The organism is Methylocapsa sp. S129, assembly GCF_009765995.1.
In the GTDB taxonomy this organism is placed as follows: Bacteria; Pseudomonadota; Alphaproteobacteria; order Rhizobiales; family Beijerinckiaceae; genus Roseiarcus.
Window position 1 is genome coordinate 6,920 of the sequence record NZ_LMUI01000015.1, and the last position, 23,972, is coordinate 30,891.

Genomic DNA, 23,972 nt, shown 5'->3' on the forward strand with positions numbered 1-23,972 from the left:
AAAGACGACAACTCACCCAAAGCTTCGACTCTGAGCTGACACAAAATAATGGGAAATAGATAGTGCGATCTGAGACTGGCGTCCGTTTTCCAGTTTTAAACCTGACTTGGAGTCGCGGGGCGAATCTCCCACGGTCAACAGGCCCCAGCACTGCTTTGGCGGAATATTCGCCGGAAGCGTCGCATCATTCCCATTTCGATCTTCAAAAATTCGGTTTCGCATTCGCTATCCGACCGTGTCCATCGCCTGCAAATCCCCTGTGAGGACGCCGTCAAGACGCCGAACTGCCGCGGCGCCGACATCAATGCCTTCGCCTGACGATAATCGTGAACCCAAGCCCATCGCTAACCAATTCGGTGGCGGAGCCGCTATCGCCCATGTTGACCGCTGGCTGGCCAGGCTGCGCAAGCATAATGCCTTCTCCAAACAAGCGCTGGAGATGAAGGTCGAATGCTTCGATCGGGAATTGCCAACCGTTCGGATTGTCGGCGCCTCCCTCGACGGACAACATTTCGCTGTCGCCCGACCAACCCTGACGGTCGAAATCACGCGCGAAGCTGGCGCCCAAATAGATGTTGCCGGACAGTTGATCCACGATCGCTGAATTGTCGCCATATTGCACGACGAAGGCGTTCGTCGCGGTGGAGGTCCCATTCTGCGTGAGATAGAAGGCGTAGCCGGGCTGGAAGAGCTGGACGTCGGCGCCGTTCGCCGGTCTGGAGGACTGATCGTTCACCCAGATATTGTCGTGCGACGTTGTGAGATCGAGCGTATCGACAATCATCGCACTATTGATCGCGACCAGGCTTGCATCCGTCGAAATGGTCGCGCTGCGCTCGCGCAACTCGGGAATGACAACGCCGTTGGGCGCAACGATCGTCAATGTCGCGCTATTTCCAATCCCCCCATTATAGCCAGTCAAAGAGACATCGAGCGGCCCCGTTGCGCCGGGGCTCTGGCGCAGCAAGCCGATGTCGATGTCTGTCGCGGCGAGGCTTATGCCCGAGGACACCGTTAGGTCGCCAAAGGTCGGGCTGCCCGCGCTCGAGAAGATCAAATTCGACGCCGATATGTTCCCGAGACTCAGCGCCCCGGCGGAGTCGACCTCGAATGAACCGAGGGTCGTCACATCGCCAGCCGCAATGAAGCTTGATGATTCCAGCGAGACGCCGGCTTTCGCGTCGATGTCGCCAAACGTCATGCCGTCCGCTATCGCGTTCAGAGCGCCGTTCGCATCCACTTCGCCGCCATGGATGGCGCTGCCAGCGACGATATCGACGTCACCCTCATCGCCCGAGACGCCCGTCGTCACGAGTTTCACGAAAGTGACCTCTCCGGCCGCGATCAGGTTCTGCGTTCCCCCGCTCTGCGTCGCGCCGAAGGTGACCGCTCCGCCGGTCGAATGCGCCTTGATCGTCGTCGCCGCATCGACATTGTTCCAGTCGATCAGGCCGCCGGCCGTCAATGTCGCAGCGCCGGTCGTCGTCGTCAGTTGGTCTCCTGTGTTGTTCAGCGCGGCGGTGAGGGTAGCGGAACGTTGCGCCGCGATCGAACCTCCCGTGATCGAGCCCGTGTCAGAAGTCACGTCGACATCGCCCGATGTCGTCGTCAGTTGGGTGAGTAGAACGCTTCCCGTCGCCCCGATCGTCTGCGTGCCGCCGCTCGTCACAGAGCCCAGCGACGCAATGGTCCCCCCATAGGCCTGCGCCTCGAACGTCGTTCCCGCATTCACATTCGCCCATGACAGCGAGACCGGCAGCGTCGGCGTCAGATTCGTCGAAACGCCCGCCACAAGGCTCGCGCCCCGGCCCGTCGTCAGGCTCGTCCCCGCAAGCGTCGTCAGCGCATCCATCGACGCGTTGCCATTGGCCGTCACCATATCAAGCTGGACACTCGCGCCCGAGATCGTCACATCCGCGTTCGACTCGATCAGAGAGGCGCCAGTCGGCTGGCCCTGCACCGCCCCCAAAGTCGAGGTCAGGTCAATCGAGCTCGCGTCCCCCGGCGCCCCCGTCGTGGTCAGCCTCGTGAACAACAGGTCGTTGTTCGCCTCAATCGTCTGCGTCCCGCCGCTGGTGGCCGAACCCAGCGTGATCCCCGCGCCCGTCGAGGTCACGCCGAGCGCCGTCGCGATATTCGTCGCGCCGAGGTCAATCGCCCCGGCGGCCTTGGCCAAGCCGCTGCCCGTCTCAGCCTTCAGCGAGGTTCCCGAAATCGTCGTCGCCGCCATCAGCGTGAACGAGCCCTTCGCATCGAGCAGGTCGCCGCTCGGCTTGCCCGTAATCGACGCCGTATTTGACGTCAGATCGATATCGCCAGCCGTCGTCTTCAGTGTCGTGTAGGTCAGCGCCTTGTCCGCCTCGATCATCTGCCTCCCGCCACTCGTCGCCGACCCGAGCGTCACTGCGTCGCTCGTCGATGTCACGCCAAGCGTCGTCGCAATATTTGTCGTCCCAAGATCAATCGCCCCGCCCGCTTCGGCAAAGCCGCTGCCCGTCGCCGCCGTCAGCGACGTCGCATTGATCGCCATCGCCGCGTTCAGGATGAACGATCCGTTGGCGTCAAGCGTGTCGCCCGGCGCATTGCCCGTGATCGACGCGGTGTCTGACGTCAGCTTGATGTCGCCGACATCGCCCGTCATGCCATTGGTCTTCAGCGTGGAATAGCCCAGACCCAGATAGGCCTCGATCGTCTCGGTCCCATCGCTCGTCGCAGAACCAATCGTCACAGTCGAAGCGTCCGATTTCATCCCGATCGTCCCGGCTGCCGCCAAAGTCGTCGTCACATCCACCGCGCCAGAACCATGGATCGTCTGATTGCCACCCGCCCCCGTCGTTCCCGTCGACACATCCGCCAGCGTCAGCTCGCCACCGCTTGCCGCCGTCAGCAACGTCCCGGCATTCACATTCATCCAGCCAATCGAAGCCGAACTCGATGGAGACGAAAGGCTTCCCGCCGCAAGCGTCGCGCTCCCGGTCGTCGCCGTAACCGTGATGCCGTCATTCGACGTCGCGCTCGTCAGCGACGCCGAGCCGACCGCAAATACCGAACCGCCCGCGATCGAGGCCGTATCCGACATCACATCGACATCGCCCGCTTTCGACCTCAGCATCGTGAAGCCGATGGCGTCCGTCGCCTCGATCGTCTGCGTCCCCTGGCTCGTCGCCGACCCCAGCCCAATTGCTCCGCCTGATTTGACGAAGCCCGCGCCCGTCTCCGCCATCAGCGAAATCGCATTGATCGCCGTCGCCGCATCTAGGATGAACGAGCCATTCGCGTCGAGCGTGTCCCCCGTCGCATTGCCCGTGATCGAGGCCGTATCCGAGGTCAGCTTGATATCGCCGACATCGCCGCCTGCGATCCCCGTCGTCTTCAATGTCGTATAGTCGAGACCCAGATAGGCCTCGATCGTCTCAGTCCCACCGCTTATCGCAGAGCCGATCCTGACACCCGATGCGTCCGAGGTCACCCCGATCGGCCCAGCGGTCGCCGATGTCGTCGTCACGTCCACCGCGCCTGAACCATGGATCGTCTGGGCGCCGCCCGCCCCCGTCGTTCCCGTCGAAACGTCAGCCAGCGTCAGGCGGCCCCCGCTCGTCGCCGTTAGTGACGTCCCCGCGTTCACATTCGTCCAGCCAATCGAAGCTAAAGCCGATGGAGACGAAAGGCTCCCCACCGCCAGCGTCACGTTGCCGGCTGTCGCCGTGACCGTGGCCCCGTCATTCGACGTCACGCTGGTCAGCGACGCCGAACCATTCGCCGACACCGAACCGCCCGCGATCGAGCCTCCCGTCGAGGTTACGTCGATGTCGCCAGCATTCGCCAACAAAGTCGTAAACCCGATATCCCCCGTCGCTCCGATTGTCTGCGTTCCGTCACTGGTCGCCGAGCCCAGCGTCGCAATCGTCCCGCCATAGGCTCGCGCTTCGAATGTCGTCCCCACATTCAAATTCGTCCAAGACAGCGATACTGGAATCGTCGGCGTCAAATTCGTCGAAACGCCCGCCGTCAGGCTCGCGTCTCCACTTGTCGTCAGGTTTGTTCCGACGAGCGTCGTCATGGCGTCAATCGACGCCTTACCCGTCGCGGTCACCGTATCAAGCTGGACGCTCAAACCGGAGATCGTCACATCCGCATTCGACGCGATCAGCGAGGCTCCAGTCGGCTGGCCCTGCACCGCGCCCAAAGTCGAGGTCAAGTCGATCGAACCGGCGCCCGTCGTCTTCAACGTTGTGAACAATAGATCGTTGTTCGCTACAATCGTCTGCATTCCTCCGCTCGTCGCAGAACCGAGGGTCATCCCGCCTGCCGTCGCCGTCGCCTCGAACGCCGTCGCCACGCTCACCGTCGACACGTCGATCGACGCATCACTCGTTCCCGTCGAGGTCAGCATCGCCGCACCCGTCTGCGCCGTCAGCGTCGCGCCGGTGACGGTTGCGCCCGTCACATCGATATCGCCACCCCTCACCAGCAGCGTCGTGAACCCGATATCCCCCGTCGCCCCGATCGTCTGCGTCCCGCCGCTCGTCACCGAGCCCAGCGTCGCAATGGTCCCCCCATAGGCCTGCGCCTCGAAGGTCGTCCCCGCTTTCACATTCGTCCACGACAGCGACACCGGCAGCGTCGGCGTCAGATTCGTCGAAACGCCCGCCACAAGGCTCGCATCCCCGCCCGTCGTCAGGCTCGTCCCCGCAAGCGTTGTCAGCGCATCGATCGACGCCTTGCCATTGGCCGTCACCGTATCAAGCTGAACGCTCGCGCCCGAGATCGTCACGTCCGCATTCGACGCGATCAGAGAGGCGCCCGTCGGCTGGCCCTGCACCGCCCCCAAAGTCGAGGTCAGGTCGATCGAGCCCGCATCGCCCGGCGCCCCCGTCGTTGTCAGCGTCGTGAACAACAGGTCGTTGTTCGCCTCAATCGTCTGCGTCCCGCCGCTCGTCGCAGAACCGATCGTCACCGCGTCGCCCGTCGAAGTCACGCCAAGCGTCGTCGCAATATTCGTCGATCCGAGATCAATCGCCCCGCCGGCGGTCACGGAGCCTGAGCCCGTCTCCGCCTTCAGCGAAGTCCCCGAGATCGTCGTCACCGCGACAAGGTCGAACGAGCCCTTCGCGTCAAGCGTATCGCCGTTCGCCGCGCCTGTGATCGAGGCGGCGTCCGACGTCAGGTCAATGTCGCCTGCGGTCGTCTTCAGCGTCGTGTAGCCGAGGCCCAGATAAGCCTCGATCGTCTGCGTCCCACCGCTGGTGGCCGAGCCGATCGTCACCGTCGAAGCGTCCGACTTTACGCCGATCGCGCCGGCCGTCGCCAAAGTCGTCGTCACATCCACCGCGCCAGAACCATGGATCGTCTGATTGCCGCCCGCCCCCGTCGTTCCCGTCGACACGTCCGCCAGCGTCAGCCCGCCCCCGCTCGTCGCCGTCAGCGACATCCCGGCATTCACATTCGTCCAGCCAATCGAAGCCAAAGCCGATGGGGACAAGAGGCTTCCCGCCGCCAGCGTCACGCTCCCGGTCGTCGCCGTGACCGTGGCCCCGTCGTTCGACGTTGCACTCGTCAACGATGCCGAGCCGTCGGCGAATACCGAACCGCCCGTGATCGAACCCGCCGTCGACGTCACATCCGCGTCGCCGCCATGACCCGCCGTCGTCGTCAAGGTCGTGAACCCGATATCCCCCGTCGCCCCGATCGTCTGCGTCCCGCCGCTCGTCACAGCGCCCAGCGTCGCAATCGTCCCCCCATAGGCCTGCGCCTCAAACGTCGTCCCCGCTTTCACTGTCGTCCAAGACAGCGACACCGGCAGCGTCGGCGTCAGGTTCGTCGAGACGCCCGCAGCAAGGCTCGCGTCCCCGCCCGTCGTCAGGCTCGTCCCCGCAAGCGTCGTCAGCGCATCGACCGACGCCTTGCCATTGGCCGTCACCGTATCAAGCTGAACGCTCGCGCCCGAGATCGTCACGTCCCCATTCGACGCGATCAGCGAGGCGCCCGTCGGCTGGCCCTGCACCGCCCCCAAAGTCGAGGTCAGGTCGATCGAACCCGTATCGCCCGGCGCCCCCGTCGTCGTCAGCGTCGTGAACAACAGGTCGCTGTTCGCGACAATCGTCTGCGTCCCGCCGCTCGTCGCAGAGCCGAGCGTGATCGCGCCGGCGGTCGATTTGGCGGTGAACGCCGCGCCCGCGGTTACATCATCGAGGGTCAGCGCAGAGGCCCCCTCGACATCGATCGCGCCGTGCGGCGCCGACAAAACCGAAGCATGCAAAGCCGCCATCTGGGTCAGCGACAGATCGCCTGTATCGGCCGTTGCGCTGAGGTTTGCGATATCCACCGCTATCGGCCCGATCGCCGCGCCCGCGTTTAACAACGCGCCGGCGCCGGCCGTCACATCGGTCAGCCCGGCGGCGGCGGCGTTACCGGCAATATTTCCCACGCCCGGGACGACGGGAGCGCCAAAACTCGCCGCGCCCGCTTCGATATCGATCGCCGAGCCAGTCGCGCTGCTCGTCACCTGCCCGATCGTCACATCGGTCGCCGAGGAAATCACGATCGCGCCGTCGGCCGTGACGCCTGCGCCCTGATCCATCGTGACGCTTTGGCCGCGCAGCGTCACCGGTCCGTCTGCCGACGACACCAGGCCGTCAAGCGTCACGGGATTCGATACCGTCTCGATGCGCAGCGCCCCGTTCGAATTGATGAGAACGCCATGAGCGCCCGCGAAGGTCGCAACGTTCACGCTCTCCGTGCTGGTCAGCCAGGCCGAGCCGCCGGCTGAACCCGACACCGCGCCCGTTGCGTCGAATGAGAATGGGTTCGCGCTCGATCCTATGTCGCCGCCGGCCGTCAGCGCGACGGTCTCTGAGATGATCGTGGCTGCGGAGGGATTTCCCGCGATATAACCGGAAGATTGCGCGGCGAAGCCGACCCCTGCATTCACGCTGTCGAGCTGCAGGTTAGCCGTGCCGGTAATGTCGATACTGCCTTCGGCCGCCGACAATTGCGTCGCTTCCAAAGTCGGCGCTGGAGACAGGGTCAGGAATGCGGGAACGGCTGGCAGCGTCGTCACTGCGTTGAGATATAATCCGCCCTGGGTCGTCGTGGCCGACAGCAGCGTCGTTTCAACGGACAACGCTTGGGTTGACGCGCCGATATCGGATTGGGCGGTCAGGGTCACGTCGGCATGGCTGTTTGGCGCAACCAGATTGGTCCGCCCATCGCCATTGCTGACGATGGCGCCATGGTTCGCTGTAACGACAATCGCCGGCGTCGATGCGCTCGCGCTGAGGCCGCTGACCAACTGGCCAAGCGTGATGGACCCGCTGTCCGCCGTCAGGTCGATCGGCCCGATCGCGTCGATCGCGGAGCCGGACATCATGGTTATGATCCCGCCCTCGGCGACCACGGATCCGGTTTTCGAAGACGAAACGTCTTCGAATTCCAGGCCGATCGACAGAAGCGCATCGAGATTGTTGACGTCGACCGTGGGCAGCACGACATTCAGGACGCCGCCTGCCGCGAAATGATTGACGATCATGGTCGCGGCGACGCTGTCGACCGCTTCGGTCGTCAGATAGGTCGATCCGACCGCGCTTCCCGACACAGTGAAGCCGCCGCTGGTCGCGGAGGGATCGCCGACCGCGAACGGCGTCGCGGATGAGCCGATGTTGTCGCTGGACGTCAGGATGATGGAGCTGGCCGTTATGGCGAGGCCGGACGAGTAGTATTCCGAAATATTGCCGGGTGTGGCGCCGGCGACCGCCGTCAGCGACGCTGTGCCGCTGTTGGGGTCGGCGAAGATGCGCCCTACGACGGCGTCGCCGACCGATTCTAGCCAGACGCTGCCCGCGGCAGATGCGTCATTCAGCACGGGCGCTTGGAACGTGAGGGGCGCAGAGAATGCGCCCAGATCGCCCGTGCCCGCCGCGAGCGTCAGCGCGCCGCCCGAGACGATCGATGGCAAGGCCGGAGCCGCGCCTTCGAGGATGCTGACGGGAGCAGTGAGGCTGACGGCGCCCGCGGCTGAAATGGCGCCCACTCTCAACGTATCGGAACCCGCCAGGCCAGACGATCCCGTGGCCTGAAGAAGAATCTCGCCATACTTGGATGTGGCGCTGACTGACCCTGTCGCGCTGACGTACAAGGGCTGCACTTCAGCAAGGTTAATCGAGACGACGTTCTGGCCGGTCGAATCATAAGTCACTGTGACGGAGCCCGGCGTCGTCGCGCTCGCCAGCGCCGCGATCTGATCGGGGTCCGTCAAAGTTCCGTTCTTGAGCGCGGCGAGATCGGCGCCGGCGATAGTCACCGGCGCCGACGCCTCACCCACCCCGTTCGAAGCATTGATGAAAATATTGTAGCCGATCAGGCTCGCCGGCGCATTGCCGACGATCGTCTGGGCGGGCTCCAGGGCGGACTGGTCGATAGCTTGCACAAACTGCCCATCCTGCCACACCGCGCGCTGCGTCAAATCTGTGTAGAGCTGGCTGTTGGCGGCGACCTGGTAGTTGATCGTCGGTGTGTTACCGACATTTGTAGTGGGCAAGGCGGCGAGCGCCGATTGCCAATCAACGCCGTTGGGATCGGCGGCGGTCGCGAACGCCTCCTCGAAAGTCGAAACGTAGCCCGCATATTGCGCCGTCGCATAGGCCTGGATCGCCGCGGCTGTTGGATTTGGCATCGGCTGCACGCTGGTCAGAAGGTTCGACGCATAAGCCTGGATCTGGGCGCTTGTCGCCGTCGCGACGTGGTCCGCCGCGGCGGCCGCCGCCGCATAATAAGTCAGGCCCGTCGCGCTGAGGGTGAAGGTCCCGTTTGCGCCTAATGTTCCATTAGCCAGGAGAGTCTCATAGGCGATCGCGTTCGCCGCGGCGGGGCCGGTGAAAAGAGCCCCCGTAAGGGCTGCCGCTTGAGCGGCGGCGTAGGTTTGAACCTGCTGCGTGAGGCCGTTATACAGCCCGGCCGCATAGGCCTGGATCTGGGCGTTGGTGGCGGTCGCAACATTGTCTGCCGCGGCGGCCGCCGCCGCATAGGCGGTCAATCCTGCCGCTGACAGGCTAAAGCTGCCGCTCGACGCGACAGTTCCATTGGCGAGCAGCGCACTGAAGGCGCTGGCCTGCGTCGTCCCCAACGAAGCGATGGCGGCCTTGGTATAATATTGAACCCCGGCGGTATTGAGCGTGAAAGTCCCGTTGACGACCGAGCCGAACCCGAGCAGCGTGTTGTAGGCGCCGAGTTGGGCGGTTCCGGCCGCCTGGGCGTAAAGCTGAAGCCCGGCGGCGGTAAGGGTCAGGTTGGCGCCGGAAACGGTCGCATTGGCAAGCAGCGCCTCATAGGCGATGTAGGCGGCGTCGACCGCCTTCTCGAACGGCGCCACCGTTTCCGTCAACGCGGCGTTGGGGTTGGTCAGATTCAATCTGGTTTCGATCGCGCTGAGTTGGGCCGCGCTGAGCGCGTCGCTTGAGGTCAGGCCGCTGGCGTTGAGAATGACGCCATTGGGAACATTGATGGTGACGTCGCCGGAAGCGGATGCGATCTGGCCGATGCGGAAGTCGCCGGTGATGCCGGTCAGCGCGATGTCGCCGATCGCCGCGACATTAATGACGCCGTCCAGCAATTCGCTATTGGCGCCGATCGTCGTATTGGCGCTGATGACGAGCGGCGCGGCGGTCGTTCCAGATCCCGATCCCACGCTGCCTGTGAGACTGGACAGAGAGATGTTGCGGCCGGTGATATTGGCGCTGCCGGCGGCGATCGACGTGCCGTCGACATGGGTCGCCGCAGTCGAAGCGACGAGATTGCCGAGCGCGCTGATCGTCACGTCGCCGTAGGTCGTCACGCCGCCAACTTTCGCACTGCTGACGACGCTATCGATCGCCACGGCGGAGGTGAAGGCGAGATTGACGCCACCTGTACCGGCAGCGGCTTGAACGGCGCCGGCCGGTGCGCCACTCTGGCCGACCGTCATTGTCGCGCCGAACGACTGCGCCGCGCTGCCGATCGCGCCGGCCGTCGAAAGCAAGAGGCTCTGCGTCGAAAGCGTCGCATTCGCCGCCTCGATAATATTCGACCCCGCCCCCGTTGTCGTAACGCTCGTCAGCCCGCTCGCATTGCCAACATTGCCGGCGAATGTCACGCCGCCGACAGAAATGACATTAAGGAAGCCGGTCGCGTTGCCGCTGAAGTTGATTCCAATCGGATTGTCCGCCTTGACGGAATTGACCAGCGTCAGGCTGACGGATTGCGCGACGTCGAATTGGTAGAAGCCATCATTGCCGCCGTCGACGCCAATTGAATCAGAATTCGAGCCTGGAATCCGATAGAAGCCATAGTTGCAGAGAACGCCGCCGTCATCGCAGCCAAAATGATAGATCGTTGGGGTGAAATTGACCGTCGCCGACATGGTCTCCTGGAACAACGGCATGGTCGACGAATTGCCCGTCGTGACCGATACGGAATTGAGGAACCAGGGATTGCTGGTGGACGGCTCGGAGATGGAGAGCGGCGTTCCCGAAGGGTCGGTGAATGTCCAAACAAGCCCGCCGGAATTGTTCGGATCGGGCTCGCTCGCGAGATAGGCCGTCTGGTCCCATTGATAGCGCGCGCCGATCACCGGGCTATAGGAAAGACCGGCGCTTATCGTCGAATTGGAATTCGGGACGGCGTTCGCCGCAGGGTCCTGCCCGTATCCGGTGACATAGGTGGCGACGCCGACGCCAGGCGTGAAGAGATAGGTCGTCGTATCGGTCGCGATTTCGCCGACCTGATCCTTGAGCGTATCGACGATCTTTATTCGGCTTTGCAGCGGCTGACCGCCGACGGTGCTGCCGTTGGCGACGTCGTTGATGACGAGCGCGGCGCTGGTCGGGTTGTTGATCGTGACCTGGCCGAGGCCGCCATTGACCGTGATCGATCCGTTCTGCAGCGCGGTCGTGCTGATGATCTCGCCGTCGAGCAGAACGTAGCCGGCGCCCGAGGAGGCCGTGATATTGGCCACGGTGACGACGTTGCTCTTGGCGTCGTAGGTCGCGCCGATCGTCGTGGCCGATGCCGTCGACAACGTATAGGTCTGAACGCCCGTGCTCTGGTAACTGGCCTGATCAGCGGAGATCGCGCCGCTATTGATCGTCAGGGACCAGTCGTTGGCGATGCCCGAGACGATCGGCCCGTTGATATCGATGATGCTCGCCTTGATGGCGACGGGTCCGCCGAATATCTTCGCCGATGATTGCGTCACCCCGGTGTCGGAGAAGTTGTTGGAGGTCAGCAGGAAGCCGTTGGCGGCGGTCGCCCTCCCCGGCAGATTGAAGATGGTGAGCGCGGCCGTCGATGCCGATGGAACGTACACGACTGGGACCACCGGCTCGTTCAGGTTGGTCGCAAGTGAATAGGTTCCATAGCCGCAATTGATATAGGTGCAACTCGAGAAGAATTCATAAGCTGTCGTCAAGGGATCGTTGGCGACGCCGGCGCCGATCTGTAGGTCGTTGCCGCTTCCAAATATGCCATAAGCACTCTCGCCCTGCGTGCTTCGAGACGCGATTCCATAGAGCTGAATGTTGAAGTCCGAGGAATCGCTGGTATTGAAAACCGCTGAAGTCGTATTCGAAGTCGGGTCGACGTAACGCTGCGGATTGACCTGCGCCACCCACAGGTTTGCGACGAAATCAACGAACGTGTTGGCGGCGGCGTTCATGAGAACCGTAGTCGCGAAGGCGCCTGAACCACCCTGACCCGAATCGGGAAAGAAGAGACCCGCAACGGTGGTGGAGTTCGCGGCGCCCGGGAAATTCTCATAAGTGAGCCAGTCGGCGTAAGGCACATCCGCGGCGGAGAAGGTCTGGCCGGCGGCGGTCGAGGACACGACGAGGCCGCCGTAAGGGGCGGTCTCGGTCACGCCCGACGAGATGATGTCGCCGATCTGCCCGAACCAGCCGTTCGCATTGTAAAGCGAGACGGCTCCGCCGAGCGCTGAAATTGGCCCCTGGTTGATGAAGGTCGGCCCGAAATTGCTGTTCTCGGCCGTTCCAGTGTAGTTCATGTCGACTGTGACGCCCGACGTCGGATGTTCCGACTGGACGCTGAGCTTCACGCCGGCGGCAAGCGCGTCGGCTTGCGAGGCAGCGCCGGTGAAGATGAATTCGCCGCTCGGCGTATCGGGAATATACGCGCCGCCGGCGAGAATGATGGTGGCGGCGCTGTCATTGTTGATCGTGATTGTCGGGTTGCCCCATGAAGTCGCCGTTCCCTTGCCGGCGATCGTATCGGCGTTGATCTGAACGACGCCGCCTGCCGCATACAATTGCCCGAGAATATAGGTCTGCGTCGTCTGACCCTGGAACGAGACGCCGGTCTTGAGCACGGGGGCGACTTCGGCGTCGAAATTATCCGATACAAACTGCCACACGTTTGTTTCGCCGGGCGCGTAGCTATAAATCTGGCCGGCGCTCAACGTTTCCGGCATCGCGCCCTCGACGAGCACCGGTGCGCCGCTGACCAGCGTGAAGGTTGGACTTCCCGTCGCCGTGCATGGGTTGCAGGTAATGTCGATCTCTTGATCGTGGTAGATGCCCGCAGTCACATCGCCGTCGAGAGTAACGCTCGCTGATGTCACCGGTTGACCTGGGTTGGAGCCGCCCTGATCGGCGGGAATGAAACCGAGCTCGTAGCCGTGGCCGGTCCCGTTGGCGTTGGAGACCGGCGCGCCGTGATAGGCTCCAAGAACGACGCTGGCGCCGCTGCCGATGATGGCGAGAGGGTCGATATCTACGGACGCGTTGCTCGTAACGTTGGTGGTCGCGTCGGTATGGGGAATTGCAATCAAACCGTAGACGTAGCTTTCCGCGTTGGCGTCAACCGAGAGCGACGTCTGACCGAAACTTGTCCCCAGCGGATTGAGTCCGGCGGTGATGTCGATCTCGCCGATGCCGATAATAAAAGCGTCCGCGACATTGACCGACTGATTCACGTTCAAAATCGAAGCGGCGTCGGCCTCGCCCACGCCCGCGAGGCCGTAGGTATGGACAAGACCCGACGTGTCGATCGCACCCGAAGCGTAAGTGGCCAGAACGACGACGCCCTGGCTGGCGATATGCGCTTCCAGGCTCTGGTCGGTGGAATCGCCGACCGAAACGGCGTTGGTCAAATTGGCGGTGACATAGTCGCCGACCCCGGCGCCTTCGATCGCCCCGCCGGTGTCAAGGCTGATGGTGTCGTTCTGATCCGATACATTGCTGAGCGCCAGCACGATGACGCCGCCGGTTCCTGCAGTGACCGAATCTTCACTGCCGATCGTCACAGACGAGCTTCCCGTCAGGTTGGTCGTGCTCGACGCCCCGAATCCATTGATGCCGCCGCCGCCCGCCGCCTTGATACTGTCGGTGGGGCTGCCGGCGAAATCGTCGGAGAAATTATTCGAAGCGGTGAGCGAAACGGCATTGGCGGTTGTGACGGTTCCCGTCGAATCGACGACGTCGCTGCTTTGGATCGTCACGCCCGCGCCAAGCGTGATCGCGACGGCCGAATCGGCGTCGTTGACCGCGATGGAGGCGCTGGCCCCGACCGCCGAGGCCGACAGCGAATCGACATCGGCGGCGTAGTCGTCGGTATGCGTCGCCGTGATCGTCACCGCGCCCGCGACGACGAACGCATTCGCGCCAATCTCGGACGAAAGATTAGATGTGTCGGACGTATGCGCTTCCGCGCCCGAGCCAGCGACGACGCCGCCAGCGCCCGCCTGAGCGTCGGCGACGACGGTGTCGACTCCGGTCGCGCTGATCGTCAGCGTTCCGCCGCGCGCAAGAAATTCGTCGGTCGTGTCGCCGTCGGAAGTTGCCACCGTGAATGGCGTCGCAACGTTGTTCCCGAGCACCGCCTGCGTGGTCGTGTCGGCATTCGCATAGGCGAGTTCGACCCCGAGCGCGACATAGCCGACCGAAACGCCGGTCGAGCGCGAGAATTGGTCGGTGTCGTTGGTCGCGGTGAGACTGACGTCGCCCATTGGTAAGCTGAGCCCGGTCGCCGGCGGAGCGCCAGCGGCGGGAATGGACCCGATGCGGGCGAGAACTGTTGCGTCGCCATCCGTCTCGACATAGGTCCCCTGGGCGCCGATCAGGGCGCCGCCTGCGCCCGCGATCGCCCAGCCCGCCGCGGTCGTGCCGCCATCGGCGAAATTGTCGGTAGAGGCCGGCAAGGTGTTCGTAGCCGGAAAATCCGTCGCCGGATTGCCGCCGATCAGGCTTTGCGCGGTCACTTCCAGCGAGCCGCCATAAGTAACCACCGGCTGTGTCGAGCCCACGGCGCCGACTTGATCGGTCCGTTGGAACACGACGCCGTCATCGACTGCGGCGGTGACGGTCGGATCGGCGGTCACAAGCGCCACAGACGCGCCGACGGCTGCATAGCCCACCGCAACGCCGAAAGCGAAACCTTTGGCGTCCGGCGTGTCGGCCGCCAGCACTTGCGTATCGCCCGCCACGACGGCCGCGCCGCTCATCAGCTCGGCTGTCACCGTGGCGTTATCCGCCGCGGTCGCCACGGCGCCGTCGCCGGCATAGACGCCACCGGCGCCGCCCAGAGCATAAGCCCAGGTCTCGCCGCTGTCGCTTGCTTGATCGATTACGCTGGCGGACGCGAGATTGGCTGGGGCGAGCACGTCCGAAGTCACGACGCTGTCGCGCTTGGCGAGCGCCACCGAAATGCCGACCGCCGCCGCGCCGCCGGCAAAGCCATAGGCGTCGGCCCGCACGGAAGAACTGTCGCTGGACGTCACGCTGATCGAGGTCGAAAAGATCGTCGGCGGCGCTGTCGTCGTGACGAGCGCGCCGTCATTCACCGTAGAGCCAAGACTGGCCTGCACATTGTTGTCGACGATCGAGTCGGCGACGGCCGCGCCGAGCCCGACGTAAAGGCCGCCAGCGCCCGCCGCGGCTATCGTTCGCGCGGCATGACCGCCGCCGTCGTCTTGCGCGGTCGCATCGATCGTGAGAGTCGGCGTGACCAAAACGCCGCCGATCGCTTGCGCGGTGATATCCTGATCGACGTCCGTGTAACCAACGCCCGCGCCGATGCCGCCGATGCCGATGCCGATCGACAGCGAGCCCGCGATGTTCAGCACCGCCATCTGACCCGTGGCGGCGATATTGATGTCGCTCGCGGTTACATTGCTGTCGACGATCTCAGCCGAAATCCCGTCGACGCCACCCGCGACCTCGCTTGTAAGATCGGTGGCGCCTGAGCTTGTCGCCTGGTCGGCGCTTTCGAGCGTGCCGCCCTGGTCGAGAACGCTCATCGCGTCGCTCGACGCGCCCGAGCCGATGAGAACGACGCCCACCGTCGCCGCGAAGCTCCCCTGGCCGCCGATCGCCGCCGTCGCGGCATAGGACGAAATTTCACGTTCGCTCTGCGCGTCGACGCTCACGGAGCCCGGAGCGTTTATACTGCTTCCGGCGATGAGGGCCGAATTGTCGCTGGCGAGCATCACCAGATCGACGCTGGCGCCGACGCCGCCGGTGCCCCCGATCGCCAGGCCGCCAGCGACCGGATTGAAGTCGACGTTTTCTAGCGAGTCTACGGAGACCGAACCATTGGCGGCCGCCGCGGCCGCAATGGTGACTGTGCTGTTTTCAAGCGCCGCCGCCGCCGTATTGCTGGCGAACAGACCGGAGAATTGCGCGGCGCCGCCGCCGGTTCCGCCGACGGACACGCCAACGACATAGCTCGTCGCGTCGGTCGTGGTGGTCGCCGACACGTCGACAGGGCCAGAAAGATTGATCGTCGTGGCGCCGGCGCCCGTCTCGTCCGCCGCGTCGGCGTCGCCGATCGTCGCCTTGGTCGTCGTCTCGCTCATGGCGACCAGGATGGAGGCGCCGACGCCGGCCGTTCCGCCAAGCGCCCCCGTCCCGATCGCGCCGAAATAGCCGTCCGTGCCCACCGCGGTCACAGCGAGCAAGGCCGCGTCGATCGTTCCGTGGTCGAGCATGGCTTCGGTATCCGCATCGAACAGATTGACCAGCGACGAGCCCGCAATGCCAAAGCCATCCGAGCCCGCCGCCCCGATGGCCTCTCCGGACGTCCCTTCCCAGGCGTTGGCGGAAACGATCACCGCGCCAGCCGCCACTGCGGCCGCGCCAATATTCGTGGTCGTCACATAGGCCTTTGTCGCCCGGTCCATCGTATCGACGACGAGCGTGAGCGCGCCGGCGGCCGAACCGCCGGAATCGGCAATGCCTATATCGAGCACATTGGCGAAGGATGCGCTCGATGCGACGACCTGAACAGCCGACGCCTCGCCGGTCAGAAGGTTTGCATCGAGACTGGAACTGTCGGCGTAAGCCGCCGTATCGCCGCCCATCACATTGGTGATGGAGCTTATCGACCCCGCCCCCGCCGCCGTGCTCAGTGCATAGATCGCGGAGACCGTATCGGCCGTCTGCCGCGACGTTGCGATGATCGCTATGCCGCCGAGAGATTCGACGCCGTCGGCGAGATTGGGGTCGTCGCCCGGCGTCACGACATCGGACGGATTGACGAACGACGGGAGGACGCCGCTATCGACAAAAGCCGGCGCGCCCAAAGCATGGGCGTCCACGATGCTCTGTTCGACCTCGGCCGTCGTCGCACCGCTGATCTCGTTGACGACGATGGACAAGCCGATTCCAATGCCCGCGGAGGACGATATGCTCAACGCGCCGGCGCCGGCGGAAATCGAGTCGGAATTGGCGGCGAGAACAAGGACGTTGTCCTGCGCGACGACGGTCGAGGCGACGGAATTAGCGCCGTTTGTGATTTCGGAATAGACGGTCGTCGCCTCGGTGCTGACGGCGACCGAGCCCGCCCCGGCGAGCCCGCTGGACGGGGTCGAAGGCGCCGGCGGCGGCGCGGCGGGCGCCGCCGGCGCCGCGGCGTCGCCGGCCGCCGGAGCGGCCGGCGCCAGCGTGCTGACCAGCGCAGTCAGGTTTTCCTCAGGCGAGGGCTGTCCCGGTTCGCTTTTTCCGGCCGAGATGGCGACGCCGATCGCAATTGTCAGGATATCGGCGTCGGATTGCCCGGACACCACAACCGAGCCCGCTTGCAGCGGCCCCCCAATCAGCGTGCTGGAATCGGACTCCGCTTCATCGGCCGAGACCTTGGAGCCAACGATGCCGGCGGAGACGAAATTCGATATCTGGTCGATCGTCACCGAAAGCCCAACCGCCGTCCCGCCCTGGAGATTTTCGGCGACGGCTCCCGTGGCGCCGCGGATCGTCGAATCTTCATCCGCGACGACCGAAATCGCGGCCGCTTTGACCGTCGCGGCATAGGCGCCGGCGCTCGTGTTTGCATCACCGATCTGCGCCACGACGCCGTCGTCGATCGAATTGTAGACAATAGATCCAAGCCCGGCCAGGGCGCCATTCGCGCCGCCGAGGCCGAAGGCGATGCCGAGAATCTCCGAATTCTCGACAGCCGAAACGTTGACGACGCCGCCTGTCGATATGATCGTGACGCCATCGATCAGGGCGTCATGACTTTGATCGATTTGGTTGACGATCAGCGAGAGCCCGAGATTGCTCGCGCCCGCCTGCACCTCTCCGGCGACCGCAATAATCGCAGCCCCAGTGGTGCTGGTCGGATCCACCACGGCGGCAGTGAAATCAAGGCCCGAATCATCCTGGATCGAGCCGTTCGAAAGGCCGCCGTTGGCGTTCAAAGCGGCCGTCGAAATAATGCCTTCGAGGGTCGGGCTCGACCCGCCCGACGCGACGACGGTGACATCCCCCGAAACGGTGATGCCGCTTGTGACCGCCGCGGTCCCACTCACGGCGGGAGCACCGACAATCTCCGCCAAATCGCTCGGGCCGATAGTATTGACGATGACCGCGCCGGCAAAGCCGTCCGCATCCGGGCCGCCGCCGAACACCGCCGCGCCGGAAAGAATCCGGCTTTGATCGAGCGCCAGAAGCGAAAGACTGCCGATATCCGCGACGGACGAATTCGACAGGATGGCGGAGACGGCGTCGCCCCCCGAGGGATCGCCAATCTCGGCATAGGTCAGGGCGACGCCGAGGCCGCCGCCTGCGCCGTTCCCCAGTTTAAGATAGAGCGAACCGGCGCCGATGCCGATTTCCGCGTCCTGATCGGCGTCGATGGCGATCGACGACGACGGACCCGTACCCCTCAGAACCGAACTATCGATCAGCGCGTTGACGCCATCGTTGATCTCGGCGACGGAAACCGATGCGGAAACCGAGACCGCCTTCGTGGCCTGCCCCGTCGTTGCGCTGATCGCCAGGCCTATGACCGTATTTTCGCCGCCGGCGAGGGCTTGAACCGCGACCTGGGCGGCGTCGACGGCCGAGTTTTCGATCGTCGCGGTCGTTGTATCCGTGCTGATCCCGAGCGCCACTGCTCCGGCGATGCCAACCGAATAATTCGTTCCGGGGGCGCCTTTGGCGATGGCGGTGGCGCCGCTGGCGGTATCGATGATCGTATTGTTCAACGCCTGGACCGACACATCGTTGTCCGCGGCTTGCTCGATATTGGCGCCCGTGATCGAAGCATACGTTCCGATCGATGTGATAGCTATCGACGTGCTGCCCGCGCCGGAGATGCTGTTGGCTCCTTTCACAAGGTTCTGGCTTGAACTTGTCGCATTGTTGAGGGCTGTGGTCGCTCTCTGTTTCGCCTGCGAGAATTTTGCCGATACGAAGCCGAAAGCCGACGAGAGGTAGCCCGCATCGTCAGGCGATGTCGACTGGATCGGCGCGGGCGCGGCGGTGGGCGCGCTGTCATTGTTGTATTGCGCGGCAACGGAGACCGTGGTGAGTCGGCCGACGCTGAGCGCGGAAACGGACAGCAAATCGGCCACGTCGTCGAATCCAGGCGCCGAGGCCGCAACGCCCGCATCGTCCGCGTCGGCGCCGCTCGATGAAAGAGCGGTCGAATTGTCCCCGATGAAGGCGGAGGTGCTAGCGTCGACCAACGCCACGGAGACGACGATGCCGATCCCCGTCCCTTTGCTGGCGCCGACGCCGCCCGCGACGTCGAACATCGACAGATCCTGCTCTCCGTCGATCGTCACATTCGGCGCGGCGATTTGCGCTTGATCGCTGATCGAGGCGGAAGTCGTGTTGTCGATCTGCAGGATGGAGGCGATGCCGTTGAGCCCAAATCCTGCGCCTTTGCCGGAAATCGGCGCGACGCCATAGACGAGATCCTGCGTCGTCGCCGCCACATCCAGGCCGCCATCGGCCGTGACGATGGCGCCGGCCCCAATTCCGGCGATCGTGTCGGAGGAGAAGAGATCGACATTGGCGGAGCCGCCGACGGCCGTGCCCGGCTTCGAGCCCTGGGCGTTGCTCGAGTTCGAGCCAAAGAAAGCAAGCCAGGAGAAATCGCCGGCGACATCGATGGACTGGGTCGTCGTTGTCGCGGAGACCACGGTTCCGGCCGACCAGGCGACCGACGCTTCCGCCCAACCCGGGACATTGACGTTCGAAGTCCACGGCGTATCGGCTCCGACATCGGTCTGCGTCAGGTCGACGCCGCTGGCGATCCAGGCGGTGGTGCTATTGGAGACGGAGAAATAATTGACCGCACCGGCGACGCCGAGTTTTGAAGATGACGCGGTCGCGTCGGCGTAGCTCGTCAAAATGTCGTTGGAGACACCAAGATCGTCGGCGAGATGGCTTGTGACATCGGAGTAGGTGTCGAAATCCGTCCAGGTGTCGGTAATCGGCATCGCGGTCTGCGCTTCGACGCCGACGTGACCCGCGGTCAGGCTGAAGCCAGATCCGATATAGGCGTTTGACGTATGGCTCAGCTCGGCGACGCTGATCGCGACCGACAGGGATTTGGAGGCCTGCGGATCCGATGGATCCGGATTATAGGCGTTGGAATTGATCGTCGTGGCAGCGTCGGCGCGAACGCCGCTGTCGAGGAGGAGGCTGACCACGGCGACGTCGCCGGCGGTGTCGATGATTGTTGGCGCCGTTCCCCCATCCGTCGACGCGATCGACGCCGAGGAGCTTTGTGAACCAAGGTTGAGCGCAACGCTGGCGCCTCCTTTGGGCACGATGGACGATGTGCCTTGTTGCTCCGACGCCGCCCCTTCTCCGGTGCCGGCGAGCAAACCCGCGGCGCTAAAAATCAACAATGAGGGCGACGTGAGCGCCTGAACCACCTGGCTCGTGCCGACCTCCGCGAAATCACTGCCGACCGTGGTTTGCGCCTGAACCGAATCGCTCGTCGTGTTCGAGCCGGCATAGACGGTGAGGCCGCCCGGCACGGTTCCCGCGGCGATGGCGGCGCCCATCTGAGCGGAAGCAGACGTTGATGGATTGCTATACGCGAAAGTGACGCCGGCCTGCGCGCTGCCGCCCGCCAGGGCCGTCGCAGAGGTCGTGAAACTGTTGGCGTTCTCAGCCGCGACGATGACGCTGGCCGCATTGGCGATGTTCGCTCCGGAATCGATGATGGCGGAGGTGCTCACCGAACCCGTCGAGACGGCGACGACCGCGTCGACCGACGCGCCTTTGAATGTATAGGTCTGCGCGGAAACGTCGAGATCGGCGGAATTGGATGCGGTAACGCTGAGCGCGCCGCCGCTCGATATGGTCGCGCCGCTCTGGATCTCCGTCCTAACCGCGCCCGAGACTTGCCCGACAACGACTCCCGCCGAAACCGGTGACACGATGGAAGCCGACGAGAAGATGGAATCGGCGGCCGTTTCCGAGCCGATCGACGAGAGCGTGACCGCGCCGCTCGCCTGAATGTTCGCGGTACTCGTCACAGTCACTTTGGCCGTCGCGCTGGCCGCGACATAGCCGCCATTGAGCCCGGTGAAGCCCGAAAGCAGATTGGCGGCGATCTGATAAATGTAGCCTTCCGCGGAATTGGCGTAGTCGTTGCTGGCGGTCGCCGAGGCTGTCGCGGAAATAGCCGCGCCGCTGACTTCGCCGGCAATCGTAATTCCGGTCGTCGCGCTCGCGGGCTTGATAATCTCGGAATCCGAGGCGGTCGCTTCGAGCGTGACGTTGCCGTTCGTATAAGCGCCGCCTGGAGAATTGACCGCCTGCGCCAAGATCTCCCCGCCCCCGTCGATCATGATCGTGGGCGCGCTTAACATGACATTGAGCGCGTTCGCCTTCGAAATGCCGGTCGACACATTGCGCTCGGTGGCGTCGATCACGCCGTCCGGGTCGATCGTGATCGAATTATTGGCCGAGATCGAGAACGTCCCGCCCGTCACCGCCCCGATCAGGGTGATGATTTCGGCATCGGTCACGAAGCCGGGATCGCCGAAATTGAGATCGCTCGACGTGCCGATGATCACATTGTTCTGGTCGAAATTGAACCCGACGACGCCGGCCGTGATCTGAGCGCCCGAGGCGATATTGAGCGTCTGGGCCGAGAGGGCGACATTCGCGCCGCCGCCGTTGATGACGGCGTCCGCGTTAAGGGTGATGGCGCCGGCGTCTGACAGTACGAAGGCGGCTGACCCGCTCATCGCGGCGATGTAGCTGGCGATAGTCTCGTTCGACAACAGACCGGATTGACCATTGTCGTTCAACGTGCCGCCGTCGCTTAACGAAGCGCCGCCAACGGTCAGCGCATTCTCCGTGAACACGAAAGTGACGGCGCCGGCGTGGAGGCTCGCGCCGCTGTCGATATTGATCAACGGCGCCGCTAAAGTGATGTGGAACGCTTGGCCAGTCGGATTGCCGCTCTGGTCAAGCTGCCGGGCGTCGAGAACGCCTGTCGCGGCGACGGTGATCGGCTGCTGATCGGTTGTCAGGCTGATATTGGCGCCCTTGATCACGCCGGCGACCGTAATGCCCGCGCCGGCGCCCAACGCCGTCAGGGTGACGTCGCCCGGCGTATAGGCGGTCCCGTTCGCATTCACCGCCTGCGCCAGCACTTGGCCGCCGGTGGGGTAATCGACCGTCGGCGCCGCGATATCGATCGTGGGCGCCGTCAGGGCGAGACTTACAGAATTCCCGGTGGAAACGCTGCTGGTCATTTGGCGGCTGTCGACAATGCCAGAGGGATCGACCGTGATCGAAGACGCGGCGGAGAGCTGCAGCGCGCCGGAGCCGCCCATGTCGGCGACGTAGCCGGCGATGGTCTGGTTTGCGATAAAACCGGCAGCGCTATTGTTGCTATCCTTGATCGCGTCGCCGACGAGCATATCGGCCGCCGTGGTCAAGGTGACGGTCGCCGCCGTCAGTTGCAGCCCCGTCGATGCGGTTATCTGAGCGCCGCCGCTGGCGGCGACGTTGACGTTGATGGCCCCGCCGACGCCAGCGTTCAGCGAGACAGCGCCGCCACTGAGTTCAGCGCCGGCGGCGAGCGAGATCGTCGTCGCGCCCAGAGCGACGTTGCGTCCCGCGCCGTCGACGACGCCGCCGAAATCGATGGTCAACGCGCTGTCGGCCCCGGGGGTGTTGTCGGCCGTCAGTGCGAAGGCGCTCGAACTGGTCAACGCGGCGACATAACCTGCGACCGTCGCGTTGGAAAGGAAGCCGGCGGCGCCGGCGTTCGGATCGCTGTCCGGCCCGACAGTGAGATTGCTTGCGCCGGTCTGGAACGTCACGACGCCGCCGCTCAACGTGTTAGCCGCAGCGGAAACGTTGGCGGACGCCAGAGTGATGTCGCCAGCGGTAAAATTCGTCGGAGCCGGACCGGTCGCATTCAGCGCCTCGGCGCGCACCTGGGCGCCCGCCGCTATAGCGATCGTCGGCGCCGTCAACCCGACGCCGAACGAATTGCCGACCGAATAGGTTCCTGTCGAATCGAGAAGGCGCGTGTCGATCGAGCCGCTGATAATTATGGAATTGTCCGAAGTGATGCTGGCGATGCCGCTCGTGATGATTCCGGCGATCGTGATGTTCGAGTTCGGTTGGTTCGCATCGGCCGCCGCCGACAGGGTCACGGCCCCGTTATTGTAAACATTGGCGCTGTCCGCCGGATTGTTCGTCGCGGCGGCGAGAATCTCGCTGCCGCTTTGAATGGCGATCGTCGGCGCCGTCAGCACGACCCAAGCGGAATCGCCTATCGAATAGGCGCCGGTTGGATCAAGTATCCGGGTTTCGATCAAACTGCCTGAGGTCAGCGTAATCGTGTCGCCGGATGTGACGGTTACGGCCGCCTCCTTGATCGCTCCGCCGATGGTCACGGCGTTGCCGGCCGCGACGGTAACAGTCGCTCCAGCGATCTCGCCGTCGATAACCACGTTTTGGGCGGAGCCAGCGCCGAGCGTGACGTCTCCTCCCATATAGGTTGTCGCATTGGCGCCGACGCCATTGTTGACGTCCGCATAGAGCGCGCCGCCGCTGGCGATGGTGATCGTGGGCGCGTCGAGCGTGATTGGGCCGGAATCGCCTGCCGACAGGACGGCGCCCGACAAAGGTCCGGCTTGCAGGCCGCTGGCGCCGGCATATGTCCGGGTATCGACCACGCCCGCGATGTTGATGGCGCTGCTGGCGCTGGCTTCCAGGGACGCCCCGACGATCACGCCATTGATGGCGATCGTTTGTGCCGACCCGGTTCCGAGCGTGATCGCGCCGGCGGTATAGTTGGTGGCGTTCTGGCCGGCCGCATTATTGACGTCGGCATAGAGCGCGCCGCCACTGGCGATGGTTATCGTGGGCGCATCAAGGGTGATCGCGCCGGAATTGCCGGTTGAGACGACGTTGCTCGCCGAGAGGATGCCGGCGACCGGCGCAGACAGATAGGTCGCATATTTGCGCGTATCGATGACGCCATCGATCATGATCGAATCATTGGCGTCGAGTTCGACATTGGCGCCATTGGTGTAAAGGCTGCCCGCCGTGCTGACGTCGGCGTTGTCGCCGAGGCTGGTCTCGGTCGTCCCACCGATAATGAGATTGTTGGGATCGAACAGCAGCGTGCCCGCCTGGCCATTGGCCGCGCCAAGATCGATCAGGATGCCGGCGGCGACCTCGTCGGTCTGGCCGCTGATCTCGATCAGGCCGCCATTG

1 protein-coding gene is annotated in these 23,972 nt (G+C 64.1%); it reads right to left on the reverse strand.

From position 1 onward, the window contains the following. Positions 1 to 301: 301 nt before the first annotated feature. A complete protein-coding gene (locus GSQ90_RS09285) occupies positions 302 to 23,743 on the reverse strand; it encodes a hypothetical protein (protein WP_210254868.1) in 23,442 nt (7,813 codons plus the stop codon). Between the last annotated feature and the right edge of the window lie 229 nt (positions 23,744 to 23,972).

Bases quoted from the DNA above. Each gene is read 5' to 3' on its own strand.
- GSQ90_RS09285 (WP_210254868.1), bottom strand. From the start codon at position 23,743: ATGATCGATGGCGTCATCGATACGCGCAAATATGCGACCTATCTGTCT.